This window comes from Lentzea sp. NPDC006480, assembly GCF_040611995.1.
GTDB lineage: Bacteria > Actinomycetota > Actinomycetes > Mycobacteriales > Pseudonocardiaceae > Lentzea.
In genome coordinates, this window is the sequence record NZ_JBEXPJ010000191.1 from 1 (window position 1) to 16,107 (window position 16,107).

At 68.2% G+C, this 16,107-nt stretch carries 10 protein-coding genes; 6 read left to right on the plus strand and 4 right to left on the minus strand.

Going from position 1 to position 16,107, the window contains the following annotated elements:
* Positions 1-662: TetR/AcrR family transcriptional regulator (locus ABZX92_RS40265; RefSeq protein WP_355570737.1), on the minus strand; the 662-nt coding region annotated here is incomplete at its 3' end.
* A gap of 135 nt (positions 663-797) precedes the next feature.
* Here ABZX92_RS40265 and ABZX92_RS40270 point away from each other — a divergent pair.
* Positions 798-3,869: a S8 family peptidase gene (locus ABZX92_RS40270; RefSeq protein WP_355570738.1), complete on the plus strand. Its 3,072-nt coding sequence runs from the start codon at positions 798-800 to the stop codon at positions 3,867-3,869.
* Here ABZX92_RS40270 and ABZX92_RS40275 read toward each other — a convergent pair.
* Positions 3,847-4,677 carry an NmrA family NAD(P)-binding protein gene (locus tag ABZX92_RS40275; RefSeq protein ID WP_355570739.1) on the minus strand — a complete coding sequence of 277 codons (831 nt, stop codon included), beginning with the start codon at positions 4,675-4,677 and terminating at the stop codon, positions 3,847-3,849. The genes ABZX92_RS40270 and ABZX92_RS40275 overlap by 23 nt on opposite strands.
* Positions 4,678-5,302: 625 nt before the next feature.
* Here ABZX92_RS40275 and ABZX92_RS40280 point away from each other — a divergent pair.
* Genes ABZX92_RS40280 through ABZX92_RS40300 form a run of 5 tightly spaced genes read left to right on the plus strand, consistent with a single transcriptional unit; the run spans position 5,303 to position 14,193 of the window.
* Positions 5,303-9,004, plus strand: coding sequence for a discoidin domain-containing protein (locus tag ABZX92_RS40280; RefSeq protein ID WP_355570740.1), 3,702 nt, complete (start codon positions 5,303-5,305; stop codon positions 9,002-9,004).
* Positions 9,005-9,029: 25 nt separating this feature from the next.
* Positions 9,030-12,359 carry a CARDB domain-containing protein gene (locus ABZX92_RS40285; RefSeq protein ID WP_355570741.1) on the plus strand — a complete coding sequence of 1,110 codons (3,330 nt, stop codon included), beginning with the start codon at positions 9,030-9,032 and terminating at the stop codon, positions 12,357-12,359.
* A gap of 54 nt (positions 12,360-12,413) precedes the next feature.
* Positions 12,414-13,265, plus strand: coding sequence for a universal stress protein (locus ABZX92_RS40290; protein ID WP_355570742.1), 852 nt, complete (start codon positions 12,414-12,416; stop codon positions 13,263-13,265).
* Between the two features lie 6 nt (positions 13,266-13,271).
* Positions 13,272-13,667 (plus strand): hypothetical protein, encoded by a 396-nt coding sequence (locus ABZX92_RS40295; RefSeq protein ID WP_355570743.1) that lies wholly within the window; start codon positions 13,272-13,274, stop codon positions 13,665-13,667.
* 34 nt (positions 13,668-13,701) lie between these two features.
* Complete coding sequence (locus ABZX92_RS40300; RefSeq protein ID WP_355570744.1) at positions 13,702-14,193, plus strand: hypothetical protein; 492 nt, start codon at positions 13,702-13,704, stop codon at positions 14,191-14,193.
* A 3-nt stretch (positions 14,194-14,196) separates the two neighbouring features.
* On the opposite strand, the gene ABZX92_RS40305 is transcribed toward ABZX92_RS40300, so the two are convergent.
* Complete coding sequence (locus tag ABZX92_RS40305) at positions 14,197-15,129, minus strand: alpha/beta hydrolase (protein WP_355570745.1); 933 nt, start codon at positions 15,127-15,129, stop codon at positions 14,197-14,199.
* A 135-nt stretch (positions 15,130-15,264) separates the two neighbouring features.
* Positions 15,265-16,107: neutral/alkaline non-lysosomal ceramidase C-terminal domain-containing protein (locus tag ABZX92_RS40310; protein ID WP_355570746.1), on the minus strand; the 843-nt coding region annotated here is incomplete at its 5' end.

Genomic DNA, 16,107 nt, shown 5'->3' on the forward strand with positions numbered 1-16,107 from the left:
CACAAATTACTACGGCCCTGCTCAACGCCCACACCGGCTGGCTTGGCCGCACCGGTCAACCCCCACTGCTCGGCCGGGATGGTGCCCGCCCCGTGCTGGTCGATCATCTCCCCGACCAGCTCGGCCGCCGTGTACTTCTCGGACGCGGACGGCGTGTCCAGCCACCACTGCACGACCGCGCGCAACGTCGCCAGGATCGTCGAGGCCGTGACCAGCGGGTACGGGTCCACCGAGGCGTCGAGCCCGCACCGCCGCGCGATCACCGCGGTCAGCTCCTGTTCACGAGCGGAGTAGGCGGCGAACACGTGCGGCAGCAGCGCCGGGTGGCGGCGCAGCTCCCGCGACTGGCGCAGGCGTTCGAGGTCGACGTCCTGCGGATAGATCGACTGCAACGCCCCGCGCAACGCCACCAGCACCGGCTCGTCCGCCGGCCGGGCCGCGAACGCCCGCACGAACGTCTCGGCCGTCTGCTTGTCGCCGGCCATCACGGCTTCCTCTTTCGAGGAGAAGTAGTTGAAGAACGTCCGCAGCGACACCCCGGCCGCCCGCGCGATCTGCTCCACCGTCACGCCGTCGTAGCCGCGCTCGACGCACAGGCTCCACGCGGCGTCCCCCAGCGCCACCCTGGTAGCCGCCTTCTTGCGTTCGCGCAGGCCTGTCATGGCGCAAAGATTAATGCGCCACCCCCGAACCGACGTGCTGAGACGCCCGGTACCGGAAATTGGTTTAGACCTTGCCACCAGGTGATCGTCTCACTACGGTCCGTGAGAACGCTCTCACGACCTACGGAGGACCGGGTGCGCCTACTCGGAGTCGTCGTCCTGGCCGGTGCCCTGCTCACCGCCGGCCAGGCACATGCCTCTCCCCTGCGAGCAGCCGACGCACCGGGCGTCACCCTCATCACGGGTGACCAGGTGCTCACCGGACAGCGCGCCATCAGACCGGCGCCGGGCCGCGAGCACGTCCTCTTCACCACATACACCGCTCAGGGCCACGAGTACGTGGTGCCGAACGACGCCATCCCGATGATCTCGGCCGGCCGTCTCGACGAGCGCCTGTTCGACGTCACCGAGCTCGCCACGTACGGCGGCGCCCTGCCGGTGATCGTCACCTACCCCGCCGGCACCCTGAGCGCGCAGTCCGGCATCCAGCTGCACAGCATCAACGGTGTGGCGTTCGACGCCGCCAAGACGCCGCTCGTGGGCGGTCTCTCGACGTCGAGCGCGAAGAAGATCTGGCTCGACGCCAAGCGCAGGGCGAGCCTCGACCGCAGCGTGCCGCAGATCAACGCCCCGGCCGCGTACGCCGCGGGCTTCACCGGCAAGGGCACCACCGTCGCCGTCCTCGACACCGGCGTCGACAACACCCACCCGGACCTCAAGGACCGCGAGATCGGCTCGCGCAACTTCACGAGCTCCCCGGACGACGGCGACCACTACGGCCACGGCACGCACGTGGCGTCGATCATCGCGGGCACCGGCGCGAAGAGCGGCGGCAAGTACCACGGGGTCGCACCGGACGCGAGCATCCTCGACGTGAAGGTGCTGGGCGACAACGGTTCCGGCCAGGACAGCGGCATCATCGCCGGCATGGAGTGGGCCGTCGAACAGGGCGCCCAGGTCGTCAACATGAGCCTCGGCGGCTACGACACCCCGGAGATCGAACCGCTTGAGGAAGCCGTGAACCGGCTGTCCGAGCAGGGCACGCTGTTCGTGATCGCCGCCGGCAACAGCGGCCCGAACGCGAGCACCATCGGCTCCCCCGGCTCCGCCGACGCGGCCCTCACCGTCGGCGCGGTCGACCACGACAACCAGATCGCGGAGTTCTCGAGCCGCGGCCCGACCAAGGCAGGCACGCTCAAGCCCGACCTCACCGCGCCGGGCGTCGGCATCGTCGCCGCCCTGCACTCCGACGGCCGGATCGGCCCGCCGGTCGCCGACGGCTACACCTCGCTGGACGGCACGTCGATGGCCACGCCGCACGTGGCGGGCGCGGCGGCACTGCTGCGCCAGCAGCACCCGGAGCTGAAGGGCGGCGAGCTCAAGGCCCGCCTCACCGGCAGCACCACCCCCACCGCGAAGCTGACCCCGTTCGAACAGGGCTCCGGCCGCGTCGACGTCGCCAAGCTGATCAAGCAGAACGTGACGTCGAGCCCGACCAGCGTCAGCTTCGGCTCGCACCAGTGGCCGCACACCGGTCAAGCCCCGCTGAGCAAGGAGATCACCTACTCCAACGCGGGTTCCGAACCGGTCACCCTCGACCTCACCACCGAGACGAACGGCTCGCTGTTCAGCGTCTCCCCCGCGAAACTCACCGTACCCGCGGGTGGTTCCGCGAAAGCCACGGTCACCGCGGACATCGCCAAGCAGCCGAACGGTGGCGTCATGGGCGGCGCGATCGTCGCAAGTGGACTTCGCACCGCGGTGGTCGTCGACCTGGAAACCGAGAGCTACGACGTCAAGATCACCGGCACCGAGCGCTCCGGTGTCTCCACGACCCAGACGTTCGCGTTCCTGATCAACGTCGACACCGGCGCCCGCGTGTGGCCGAACAGCGAGACCGGCGTCGCCCGCCTCGCCAAGGGACGCTACGTCCTGACGGGCAGCGTCATGTCGTCCGAGGGCGCCTACACCCACGACGTCATCAACTACCCGAACCTGACCGTCACCGGCGCCACCACGATCAACCTCGACGCCCGCCAGGCCGGGCACGTCGAGGTGAAGCTGCCCGTCACCGCGCAGCTCTCGTTGCTGCAGACCGGTTTCGAGCGGGTCGTCAACGGCACCAGCTACACCATCGGCAACTTCTCGGTCGGCGGCTCGATCGGCCATCTCGGCGTCGCGAGCCTCGGCCCGGACTCGCCGGAGGTCACCGGCAAGACCGCGACGTTCTGGAACGCGGGCGCGGACTTCTACGGTTTGGCCTGGTACCAGAAGGGCCACGCACCCAACGGACTGACGAAGACGGTGTCCAAGAAGGACCTGGCCACCGTCAAGGTCGACATGCCCGCGCTGAAGGAAGGCCAGAACGCCACGATCGGCCACACGTCGGCCCCGGCCGGCCGCGCCGACTGGGGTTACGGCTCGCTCGACAACCTGGCAGCCGGCCCGCGCACCGAGTACTACGGCGGCGAGGGCGGCGACTGGTCGCGCAGGTTCAACCTGTTCAACGAGAACGGCAACATCGGCGCGCTCGTCACGCCGTTGCGGCACTACAAGCCGGGCCGGTCCTATGTGGAACCGTTCAACCGCGCGGTGTTCGGCCCGGCGCTGCCCGAGACCCGCGACATCCCGCACACGTTCCGCACCGGTGACCTGATGCGCGTCACGGTTCCGCTGTTCGGCGACAACGCGGGCAACGAGGGCTACAGCCCAGTCACGTCGGCGCAGACCACGGTGTACCGCAACAACACCAAGGCGTGCGAGACCGCCGAGGCGGGCTGGTGCCTGGCCGACGTCGAACCGGGCGCGGCGGACTACCGCGTCGAGACGACGGCTGTACGCGACTCCTCGTTGAGCAGCAAGGTGTCCGGCGTCTGGACGTTCCGCAGCGACACCACTCCGAAGCAGACCGCTCTGCCGTTGAGCGTCGTCCGCTTCACCCCGCAGCTCGACGACAACGGCCACGCCCAGGCAGGCCGCATGCTCGCCGTGCCGATCTCGACGCAGTCGCAGACCGGCTCGGTGCACGTGACGTCCGTCGAGGTCTCCTACGACGGCGGCACCACGTGGCGGACCACGCCGATGACCAGTGGCCGCGTGCTGCTCGCCCACCCGCAGAACGCCAAGTCGGTCTCCTTGCGCGCCAAGGCGTCCGGCTACGGCCAGACCGTGGAGCAGACCGTGATCAACGCGTACCTGCTCCGCTGATGAACCGGCCCGCGTGCTCCTCAGCCCACAAGGCGAACGAGCGCGCGGGCCTCCCCAGCACGTCCTGCACCGTCGGCACCACGGTGTACCCCTCGACGGGCATGTCCCGCTTCCACCCCAGCAACCACTCCACCACCTCGGCAGGCCGCCCCGCCGCCAGCATCTCCGCGCGCGCCTCCTCCTCGGTCTGCTCGACGTACCGGATCTCCCGACCCACGGCGTTGCTCATCGCCGCCACCTGCTGCGGCACCGTCAACGACTCCGGCCCGGTCAACGTGTACGTGCGGCCGCCATGCCCACCCCTCACGAGCACGGCGGCCGCCACCGCGCCGACGTCGCCTTCGTGCACGAGCGCGCTCCTCGCATCCGAGAACGGCTCACGCACCTCCCCCTTCTCGCGCACCGACGCAGCCCAGACCAGCGCGTTCGACATGAAGTCCACCGGCCGCAACACGGTCCACTCCAACGAGCTCGCCGTGACCGCCTCCTCCAGCGGACTCCGGGAGCCGCTCCACAGCACCGTGACCCGCTCAACACCGGCCTTCTCCGCGCTCGCCACCAGCTCTGGCCCGGTCTGCAGCTCGGCGTAGTCGTCACCGGCGCTGGTCAACAGATGCACGCCGGTCACACCGTCGAACGGGATCGTCTCCGGCCTGGTCAGGTCCCCCTCGACGACCTCGACCCCAACCGGCAGTTCCACCCTCGCCGCATCCCTGGTGAGCGCCCGCACCTGCTGCCCCAGCGCCAGCAGCTCCCGCACCACCTGCCGCCCGGCGTTACCGGTCGCCCCCGCCACGAGAATCGTCACGGAACGACCGTAGAAGCTCCAGTTAACTGGAGATCAAGTGCGGCGTTGAAGACACTAACGTGCCGGTGGAGCAAGCCAAGCTGCCGCACCGGGCCGTCAAGAGCTCTGAACTCAAGATCTGTCCGGGCGAGAGCCACTCGCTCAGGACGCGTGAGCACAGGCTGGATCTGCTGAACCGAGCCAGACGGTTCTTCGCGAAGCTCTGAATTTTGCGCAAGGCTTACGCAACCAACGCAAGCTGATCGTAAGCCTGCGCAAGCGAGCACATCAGCCGAGAATCAATTTTTGAGCGGCGTTCGGGCGCAAACTTCCCACAGTCACCGACCAACTGCCGCTGGTGATCGCCCCTGCCACGCCCACGACGGGGTTCAGGTACCGGAACAGCAGCCCGTCTTTCCTGTTCAGAGGGCTCTGTCGCAAATTTGCGCAATCACGTCGACATATTGCGGTAATCTGCTGGGCACTTCTACGGTGAGGCGCGCCACACCCCCTCGCGTCCCCACCGAGAAGGGCCAAGCACGCCATGTCAAAGACGACACGCGCCCGCTCCCTGCTAGCCCCGTTAGCCGCACTGACGCTCACGGCAGCAACGCTCGTCATCGCCCCTGCCGCGCAAGCCGCGCCCGTGAGCCTCGATCTGCGCAAGCAGACCCGCATCGACGAAGTCACGCTCACGGCAGCGAAGAACGCCACGGAAACGTTCGGAGTGCAGACGAGCCTCGACGGCAGAGGCTGGTCGACCCTCGTCGCGGAACAACCGCACGCCTTCAAGAACGGCAAGGTCACCTTCAAAGTCGACCCGACGCTCGCCAGGCACGTCCGCGCGACCAAGACCACCGCGAAGCTCGAAGTGCAGGAAGCCGAGGCGAGCGCCAGGCTCCAGGCCGGCCTCAGCGCCAGCAGCACCAACCAGAGCTACGGGCCGGGCAACGCCGGCGACGGCAACCAGAGCACGTACTGGGAGAGCGCGAACAACGCGTTCCCGCAATGGATCCAGGCCGACCTCGGGGCAGCCGTGAAGGCCGACCGGGTCGTGCTCAAGCTCCCCGCCGCGAACTGGGGCACCCGCACCCAGACCCTCGCGGTCCAGGGCAGCACCGACGGCAACAACTTCACGGATCTGGTGGCCTCCAAGGGGTACGAGTTCAACCCCAGCGCCGCCAACACCGTCACCATCGACTTCACCGCGGCCACCACGCGGCACGTGCGGCTGCGGATCACCGCGAACACCGGCTGGCCCGCGGGTCAGCTCAGCGAGTTCGAGGTCTACGGCCCCACGAGCGGTGACACGCAGGCACCCACCGCGCCGGGCAACCTGGCCTTCACCCAGCCGCAGTCGGGCCAGATCCGGCTGACCTGGAACGCCAGCACGGACAACGTCGGCGTGACCGGCTACGACGTCTACGCCAACGGAAGCCTCAAAACCACGGTCACCGGCACCACGTACACGGACAACCAGCCCGACGGCCTGCGCGTGACCTACCACGTGATCGCGAAGGACGCGGCGGGCAACCAGTCCCCCGCCAGCAACTCCGTGACCCGCGAGGGCGCCACCGGCGAGAACCTCGCGCAGGGCAAGCCCGTCACCGCGTCCGGGTACGTGCACACGTTCGTCCCGGCCAACGCCAACGACGGCAACGTCCAGACCTACTGGGAGTCCAACGGCTTCCCGGGCACGCTCACCGTCCAACTGGGATCGAACGCGGACCTGAGCTCGATCGCGGTCAAGCTCAACCCCGACTCGGCCTGGGGCGCCCGCACGCAGAACGTCGAGGTCCTCGGCCGCGAGCAGAGCGCCACCGGCTTCACCAGCCTCGTCGCCGGCCGCGACTACCGCTGGGACCCGGCGAGCGGCAACAGCGTGACGATCAGCGTCTCCGCCCGAGTCGCGGACGTCCAGCTGCGGTTCACGTCCAACACCGGCGCGCCCGGCGCCCAGGTGGCGGAGATCCAGGTGTTCGGCACCCCTGCCCCGAACCCCGACCTCACCGTCACCGGCACGTCGTTCAGCCCGACCGGCCCGGTCGAGACCGACCAGATCACGCTCAACGCCACCGTCCGCAACGCCGGAACAGCCGCGTCCGGAGCCACTGACGTGACGTTCTTCCTCGGCACCGACGCGGTCGGCACGGCTCAGGTCGGCGCTCTGCAAGCAGGTGCGCAGGCAGGAGTCAGCACCACGGTCGCGGCCCGTCCGGAAGGCTCGTACCAGTACACCGCGAAGGTCGACGAGACCAAGAAGGTCGCGGAGCAGAACGAGACCAACAACTCCCGCCTGCACCCGGACCCGATCGTCGTCACCCCGGTGCCGAGCTCCGACCTGGTCGCAGTCCCGACCTGGTCGCCGAGCAACCCGAGCAACGGCCAGAACACCACGTTCACCGTCGCGATCAAGAACCAGGGCACGCTCGCTTCGGCCGCAGGCGCGCACGGCATCACGCTCACGATCCTGAGCAACGGCCAGACGGTCCGCACGTTCACCGCCAGCCACAACGGCACGATCACCGCGGGCGCCACCACGCCAGCCGTCAACCTCGGCTCGTGGACTGCCGCCGACGGCCGGTACACGATCCGCACGACGATCGCCAACGACGGCAACGAGATCCCGGCCAAGCAGGCCAACAACACCAGCGAGCAGGCGCTGTTCATCGGCCGTGGTGCCAGCGTTCCGTGGCAGCACGTCGAGGCCGAGGACGCGGTCACCGGTGGTGGCGCGCAGGTCCTCAGTCCGAACAGGACGATCGGAGACCTGGCCGGTGAGGCGTCCGGCCGCCGGGCCGTCACGCTGAACAGCACCGGCGCCTCGGTCGAGTTCACCACGTCCGCACCCACCAACACCCTGGTCACCCGGTTCTCGATCCCGGACAGCTCGGGTGGCGGCGGCATCACGAGCAACCTCAACGTCTACGTCAACGGCCAGTTCCACAAGGCCATCGACCTCACGTCGAAGTACATGTGGCTCTACGGCAACGAAGCCAGCCCGGGCAACTCGCCTGGAGCGGGCGGCCCGCGGCACATCTACGACGAGGCGAACGTCCTGCTCAACCAGACGTTCCCGGCGGGCACGAAGATCAAGCTGCAGAAGGACGCGGCCAACTCCTCGAACTACGCGATCGACTTCGTGAACTTCGAGCAGGTGACCGCGGCCGGAAACCCCGACGCCGCGCGCTATGCCGTGCCCGCCGGGTTCACCCACCAGGATGTGCAGAACGCGCTCGACCGCGTCCGGATGGACACCACCGGCACGTTGATCGGCGTCTACCTGCCCGCGGGCACCTACGCCACGCAGCAGAAGTTCACCGTCTACGGCAAAGCGATCCGGGTGATCGGCGCCGGGCCCTGGTTCACCAGGTTCCAGGCCCCGGCCACGCAGGAGAACACCGACATCGGCTTCGACGCGCAGTCGTCCGCGAGCGGCTCGACGTTCAGCGGGTTCTCGGTGTTCGGCAACTACACGCAGCGCAACGACGGCCCTGGCAAGGTGTTCAACTTCGCCGGCGTGCAGAACATGACCATCGAGAACATCTGGGTCGAGCACATGATGTGCCTGTTCTGGGGCAACAACGTCGACAACAACGTCATCAAGGACAGCCGCATCCGCGACATGTACGCGGACGGCCTGAACATGACGAACGGGTCGGCGGGCAACCGGATCGCGAACATCGAGGCCCGCTCGACCGGTGACGACGCGTTCGCGCTGTTCGCCGCCACCGACAACGGCGGAACCGGCCAGCAGAACAACACCTTCGAGAACCTGAGCGTGCTGACCCCGTGGCGCGCGGCGGGTCTCGCGGTCTACGGCGGCAAGAACAACGTGTTCCGCAACATCTACGTGGCGGACACGCTCACCTACTCCGCGGTGACGATCAGCTCGCTCGACTTCGGGTACCCGATGGAGGACTTCGGGCCGGAGCCGACGACGTTCAGCGGGCTCACCCTGGTGCGCTCCGGCGGCCATTTCTGGGGCGCGCAGACGTTCGGCGCGATCTGGATGTTCTCGGCTTCCAAGAAGTACACCGGGATCCGGGTCAACGACGTCGAGATCACCGATCCCACCTACAGCGGAATCATGTTCCAGACCAAGTACAACGGTGCGGCCGAGAACATCTTCCAGGACACCACCCTGTCCAACGTCAGCATCTCGGGTGCGCGCAAGAGCGGCGACCAGTTCGACGCCAAGTCCGGCTTCGGCCTGTGGGCCAACGAGATGCCCGAGCCCGGTCAGGGCCCTGCCGTCGGCGAGGTGACGATCACCGGCCTGAGGTTCAGCAACAACTTCCAGGACATCAGGAACACCACGACCACCTTCAAGATCAATATCAGCTGATTTCCCTGCCGCGAAGGACAATTCCATGAAATCCACGCTCATGAAGCGTGCGGTGAGTGCTGCCGTCGTCAGCGCTCTCGCACTGTTCGGACTCTCGCCTTCGGCAGGAGCAGCAGTCGTCAGGCTCTCCGCCAACCTGACCGCGTCGAGCACCAACGGCCCGTACGGCGCCGGAAACGCCGGCGACGGCAACCAGGGCAGCTACTGGGAGAGCACGAACAACGTGTTCCCGCAGTGGATCCAGGCCGATCTGGGGGCCGCGAAGGACGTCAGCAAGGTAGTGCTGCGGCTGCCCTCGAACTGGGAGCAGCGCACGCAAACGCTTGCCGTGCAAGGAAGTTCGAACGGATCGCAGTTCAGTGACATCTCCGGGTCGAGCGGCAGGGTGTTCTCGCCCGCCTCGAACAACACGGTGACGCTGGACTTCGCGGCGACGAGCGTCCGGTACGTCCGCGTGACGATCACCGCGAACACCGCCTGGCCCGCGGGTCAGCTCAGCGAGTTCGAGGTGCACGGCGAGTCCGGCCCGGTCGACCCGCCGCCCACGGGCGACAACCTGGCTCAGGGCAAGCCGGTCGAGGAATCCGGCCACGTGAACGACTTCGTGGCCGCGAACGCCGTCGACGGCAACACCGGCACCTACTGGGAGTCCAACGGCTTCCCCGGTCACCTGACCGCGAAGCTGGGCTCGAACGCGGACGTCACCTCGGTCGTCGTGAAGCTCAACCCCGACGGTGTGTGGGGTGCGCGCACGCAGAACTTCGAGGTGCTGGGCCGCGAGTCGAGCGCAACGGCGTTCGCGACCCTCAAGGCACGGGCGGACTACCGGTTCGACCCGGCGAGCGGCAACAGCGTCACCATCCCGGTGAGCGGCCGGGTGGCGGACGTCCGGCTGCACTTCTACGCCAACACCGGCGCGCCCGGCGGCCAGGTCGCCGAGTTCCAGGTGTTCGGGGCAGCCGCACCGGCGCCTGACCTGACCGTCACGAACCTGACGTGGTCGCCGGCCAGCCCGAGCGAGGCCGACGCGATCAGGCTGACCGCGACCGTCCGCAACGGCGGCACGGTGGCGTCCGGCGCGACCACGCTCAACGTCACCCTCGGAGGCAGTTCGGCGGGCACCGCGCAGGTCGGCGGGCTCGCTCCTGGAGCCACGGCCACCGTCAACGTCGACGCGGGCCGTCGGGGCGCCGGGTCCTACGCGGCCGCGGCCACGGTGGACCCGGCCAACCAGGTCCCGGAGACCAACGAGGGCAACAACACCTTCACCTCCGGCACTCCCCTGGTCGTCGGCCAGGCGCCCGGCCCGGACCTGCAGATCACCGGCATCGCACCGAACCCGTCGTCCCCGGCGGCCGGTCAGCAGGTGACGTTCGCGGTGTCGGTGAACAACCGCGGCACGTCGTCGGCGGGCGCTTCGGTGACCCGTGTGGTCGTCGGCGGCAGCACGTTGAACGCCAACACTTCTGCCATCAACGCCGGTCAGACCGTGACGGTCAACGTCGGTACCTGGACCGCCACCAACGGCGGCGCCACGGCCACGGCGACCGCCGACGCGAACGGTCAGGTCGCGGAGACCAACGAGAACAACAACACCGCGACTCAGTCCATTGTGGTCGGACGTGGCGCTTCGGTCCCGTTCACGTCCTACGAGGCCGAATCCGGTCGCTACCAGGGTCAGCTGCTGGAAGCGGACGCGAAGCGCACGTTCGGGCACACCAACTTCGGCAGCGAGTCGAGCGGCCGCAAGTCGGTGCGACTGGACGCGCAGGGCCAGTTCGTGGAGATCACCTCGACGGTCAGCACGAACTCGATCGTGGTCCGCAACTCCATCCCGGACGCCGCCGCGGGTGGCGGTCAGGAAGCCACGATCAGCCTGTACGCCAACGACCAGTTCGTGCAGAAGCTGAACCTCTCGTCCCGGCACAGCTGGCTCTACGGCAGCACCGACGACCCCGAGGGCCTCACGAACCGGCCGGGCGGAGACGCGCGGCGCCTGTTCGACGAGTCCTCGACGTTGCTGGCGAACAGCTACCCGGCCGGCACGAGGTTCAAGCTGCAGCGCGACTCCGGTGACAACGCCCAGTTCTACGTCATCGACCTGATCGACCTGGAGCAGGTCGCACCGGCCGCGCAGAAGCCCGCCGACTGCGTGTCGATCACGCAGTACGGGGCCACCGCGAACGACCAGACGGACGACGCCGACGCCATCCAGCGGGCGGTGACCGCCGACCAGAACGGCGAGATCCCCTGCGTCTGGATCCCGGAAGGCAAGTTCCGCCAGGAGAAGAAGATCCTGACCCTGTTCAACAGCGGTCAGTACAACCAGGTCGGCATCCGCAACGTCACGATCCGCGGCGCCGGCATGTGGCACTCGCAGCTGTTCTCGCTGATCCAGCCGCAGGACGCCAACACGGTCAACCACCCGCACGAGGGCAACTTCGGGTTCGACATCGACGACAACACGCAGATCTCGGACATCGCGATCTTCGGCTCCGGACGGATCCGCGGCGGCGACGGAAACGCCGAGGGCGGCGTCGGTCTCAACGGCCGGTTCGGCAAGAACACGAAGATCACCAACGTGTGGATCGAGCACGCCAACGTCGGCGTCTGGGTCGGCCGCGACTACACGAACCTGCCGGACCGCTGGAACCCCGGCGACGGCCTGCAGTTCAGCGGCATGCGGATCCGCGACACCTACGCCGACGGCATCAACTTCACGAACGGCACGCGCAACTCCACGGTGTTCAACTCGTCGTTCCGCACCACGGGCGACGACGCGCTGGCGGTCTGGGCGTCGAAGTACGTGAAGGACCAGAACGTCGATGTGGGCAGCGGCAACGCGTTCCTCAACAACACGATCGCGCTGCCTTGGCGTGCCAACGGAATCGCCATCTACGGAGGTTCGAACAACCGCGCGGAGAACAACATCATCTCCGACACGGCGAACTACCCCGGCATCATGCTGGCGACCGACCACGACCCGCTGCCGTTCGGCGGCACGACCACGCTCGCCAACAACGCCCTGTACCGCACGGGCGGCGCGTTCTGGGGCGAGGCGCAGGAGTTCGGCGCCATCACGCTGTTCTCGCAGAACCTCGCCATCCCCGGAGTGGTCATCCGGGACACCGAGATCTACGACTCCACCTACGACGGCATCCAGTTCAAGGGTGGCGGCAGCGGCATGCCGGACGTGCAGATCACCAACGTGCGCATCGACAAGTCGAACAACGGCTCGGGCATCCTCGCGATGGCCCAGGCCCGCGGCTCGGCTCACCTGACGAACGTGACCATCACCAACTCGCGGGACGGGAACATCCTGATCGAGCCCGGTTCGCAGTTCGTCATCAACTAGATCACATTTAGAACCACCTCCAGCTGGGTATGCCCTGGCTGGAGGTGGTTTCTCATGTCCACGGTCGTGGTGGGATTCGATGGTTCCGACCTCGCGCGACGAGCCGTTCTCTGGGGTGCCGAGGAAGCTTCCCGGTGCGGCGCCTCGTTGCAGGTCGTGCACGCCGTCCGCGCTCCCCTGCCCGAGCCCGTGTTCACGCCGATGTCCGCGCCGATCCCGGAGTTCGTCACCGAGGAGACGCTGACGCGCGCCGCCGAGGACCACCTCGCCGAGCTGTCCGAGGACCTCCGGCAGGGCTGGCCGGACCTCCGGGTCTCCACCGCCGTCCGGCTCGGCCGCCCGGTCGACGTGCTCGCCGAGGAAGACGGCGAACTGCTCGTGCTGGGCTCGTCGGGACGCACCGGCATCGCCGAGATGTTCCTCGGTTCCACCGCCTCCGGACTCGTGTCGATCGGTGGCCGCCCCATCGTCGTGACGCGCTCCGGCCCGCTGGACGGCCGTGTCGTCGTGGGTGTCGACGGTTCCGAGACTTCCACCGACGCCATCGAGTTCGCGTTTTCTTTCGCTGCCCGCCACGGCCGCGAGCTCCTCGCCGTCTACGCGTGGAACGACGTCGGCTGGGCCGAGCTGCCAGAGCAGGACTTCGACCACGTCCGCGTCGACCTCGCGAAGCACCTGGACTCGCAGCTGGCGCCGTTCGCGGAGCGCAACCCGTCCGTGCACGTGGCCCAGGAGGTCGCTTTCGACGCCCCGGCCCGCGCGTTGCTCCAGGCGGCCGACGGCGCTGCTCTCATCGTGGTCGGCAGTCACGGCCGTGGCGCGGTGAAGCGTGCAATTCTGGGCTCGGTCAGCCACGCTGTGCTCCACCACGCGCCGTGCCCGGTCGCCGTGGTCCACCGGAGGTGACGCGAGATGCGCGGGTTAGCGGCCGTGCTGTTCTGCCTGGTGCTGGCCTCCTGCGGGCAGACACCACCGCCCGAAGCGCCCGCGTCGAGCTCACCGGCGTCCGACACGTCCACGCCGAGCATCCCGGCGCCGCTGCCGCCGTCGTCCGCGCCGTTGACCACCACGCCTTCGCGAGCGCCCGGTGTGCTGACGGTGCGCGGCACGGTGTCGGCCGGCGTCGAGGCCGGGTGCGTGGTGCTGAACACCGGGACCGCGCAGTACCTGCTGCTCGGCGCCGACCCCGCGATCGCGGTGAACGGCGCCGAGGTCGAGGTGACGGGGAAACCCGATCCCGGCGTGATGACGACCTGCCAGCAGGGGACGCCGTTCCACGTCGAGGAGACGGTGCGGATCAACCCTTGACCTCCACCGCGCTGGAGGTTGCAGGCTCTCGATCATGACGCTGTCCGACGAAGACCAGAAATGGGCTCAGAAGCACTGGTTGAACGTGCCCGGCCCCGTCTACACGGGTGAGACCGACAACTGCTGGACAGGTCGGCTGGCAGCGCCGCGCCACGTCCTCTACGGCGGCGAGCACCAGAACGAGTTCGTCTACCGCCAGCCCAGGACGCCGGCCGAGTTCGAGTGCGTGGAAGCAGCCGCCGCCGAGGACCCGTGGGGCGGCTACGCCTTCGACGGCGACACGCGGTGGACACCGGAGGCCGTCCGTGCCTGGTGGGACCAGCGGGGCGAGGTCGAGAAGCACATCACCGAGTTGATCGAGACGTGGAGCGCGGAAGAGCACCGCCTGTCACACGAGGCTGTCGAAGGCGCACGTGACTTCCTCGCCTATCTGGCCGGCGACCTCGAAGCCGACCTGCGGGCCTACATCTTCCGGTTGGAGAAAGGCCGTTGTCCGGGAGCTGGGGATCAGCTCCCGGATCTCTGACGATCAGCTCAGCGCCTTGCGCAGGAACGCGGTCGCCTGGTTGATAGCGGCCTCTGCTGTGTGCGTGCCGCGCAACGCGTTGAGCATCACGAAGTCGTGGATCGCGCCCGCGTACCGGACGGCGGTGACGGGCACGCCGGCCTCGCGCAGCTTGTCCGCGTAGGCCTCGCCCTCGTCGCGCAGCACGTCGGCCTCAGCCGTGATCACCAGCGCCTGCGGCAGGCCGGCCAGTTGCTCGGTCGTCGCACGCAGCGGCGAGGCGGTGATCTCCGCGCGTTCGGCCGGGTTCGTCGTGTACTGGTCCCAGAACCACTGCATGCCGTCGCGGCGCAGGAAGTAGCCCTCGGCGAACTGCAGGTACGAGTCGGTGTCGAAGGAAGCGTCGGTCACCGGGTAGAAGAGCACCTGGGCCTTCAGCGGCACATCACCGCGTTCCTTGGCCTGCAACGTCAACGCCGCCGCCATGTTGCCGCCGACCGAGTCGCCGGCGACCGCGATGCGCGTGGCGTCGAGGCCGTACTCCTCGCCGTTGCTGAGGATCCACTGCGCGGCGGCGTAGTTCTGGTTGATCGCGACCGGGTAGCGGGCCTCGGGCGAGAGCGAGTAGTCGGGGAAGACGACCGCGGCGCCGGCGCCGACGGCCAGCTCGCGGACCAGGCGGTCGTGGGTGTGGGCGTTGCCGAACACCCAGCCCGCGCCGTGGATGTAGAGGATGACCGGGAGCTCACCGGCAACACCGGCCGGCTTGATCACGCGAACGTTGAAGCCGTCGAGCGAGACCCATTGTTCGTCGACCTCAGGCTTCTCGATCTCCCCTGACTGCACGTCGTCGACGGCCTTGCGGCCCTCTTCCGGGGCGATCTCGAACAGGAACGGCGGCTGGGCGGTGGCGGCGGCGAACTCGGCGGCGGCGGGCTCGAGGACTGGGCGCTTCATGGCTGCTCCTTCGAAGTTCGGATGCCATGAAAGCTAGTACGCGATTAAATCGTGCACAACGTAATCACGAACTCACCGCAGCCGGGAATAGCTTCGGCCCCCGCCGAAACCCGGCGGGGGCCGAAAGCCAGGTGGTCAGGCCACCGTGAAACCGGCTGTCGCTCCCGTGAAGCCGGTGATCTTGCCCGTCCAGCCGGATTTCTCGTCGCCGTGGTGGACGATGCGGTAGGTGCCGGCGGGAGTGCTGGCTGGGATCTGCCAGGTGATGGTGGCGTTGGAGAAGGCGATGCCGACCCGTTCCCACTTGTAGCGCGTGGACCAGTCACCGTCGTCGGCGACGCGCACCCACTGGCCGTTCACCTGTTGCTGCACCTCCAGGAAGGTGCCGTTGCGGTGCAGGTTGTTCTTCGGGTGCCCGGTGACGAACACGGCCGTGACGGTCTCACCGCGCGCGTAGGACGGCTTGGGCGACGAGAGAACATCGCCGTACTTCTTGTCGGCGGGCTTGTCGTCCAGCACCACACCGGTCTGCAGGTTGATCTCGGTGAACGGCGGCTTGCCGGGCACCGGACCCGCGGGCAGCGCGGCACCCGACTTCATCGAAGCCGCGATCTTGGTGAACTCCTGCTGGTACGCGGGCGTGGTGTTGCGGCCGAACAGCGTGGAGCCGCCCTCGTACTGCTGCGAGTCGTACTCCTCCGGCGTGGTGACGTACTGGCTGTAGTCGTTGGAGTAGCCCTGGATCAGCACGTTCCGCAGCGGCACACCCAACTCCGCCGCGACCGCCTTGCGGATGCGCAGACCCGCGGTGATCGTGACCTCACCCGGCATCGCCACGAGGTGCAACTGCCCGATGCGGACGAGCTGCAGCGGCACGATGTTCGGCGTCGCGCCGATCAGACCCGTTGGCACGGCACTGGTCGCCGAGGTCGGGCCGGTCGAAGCCGCGGAGATGGTGCGGGCCGGCGAAGTTTCGCC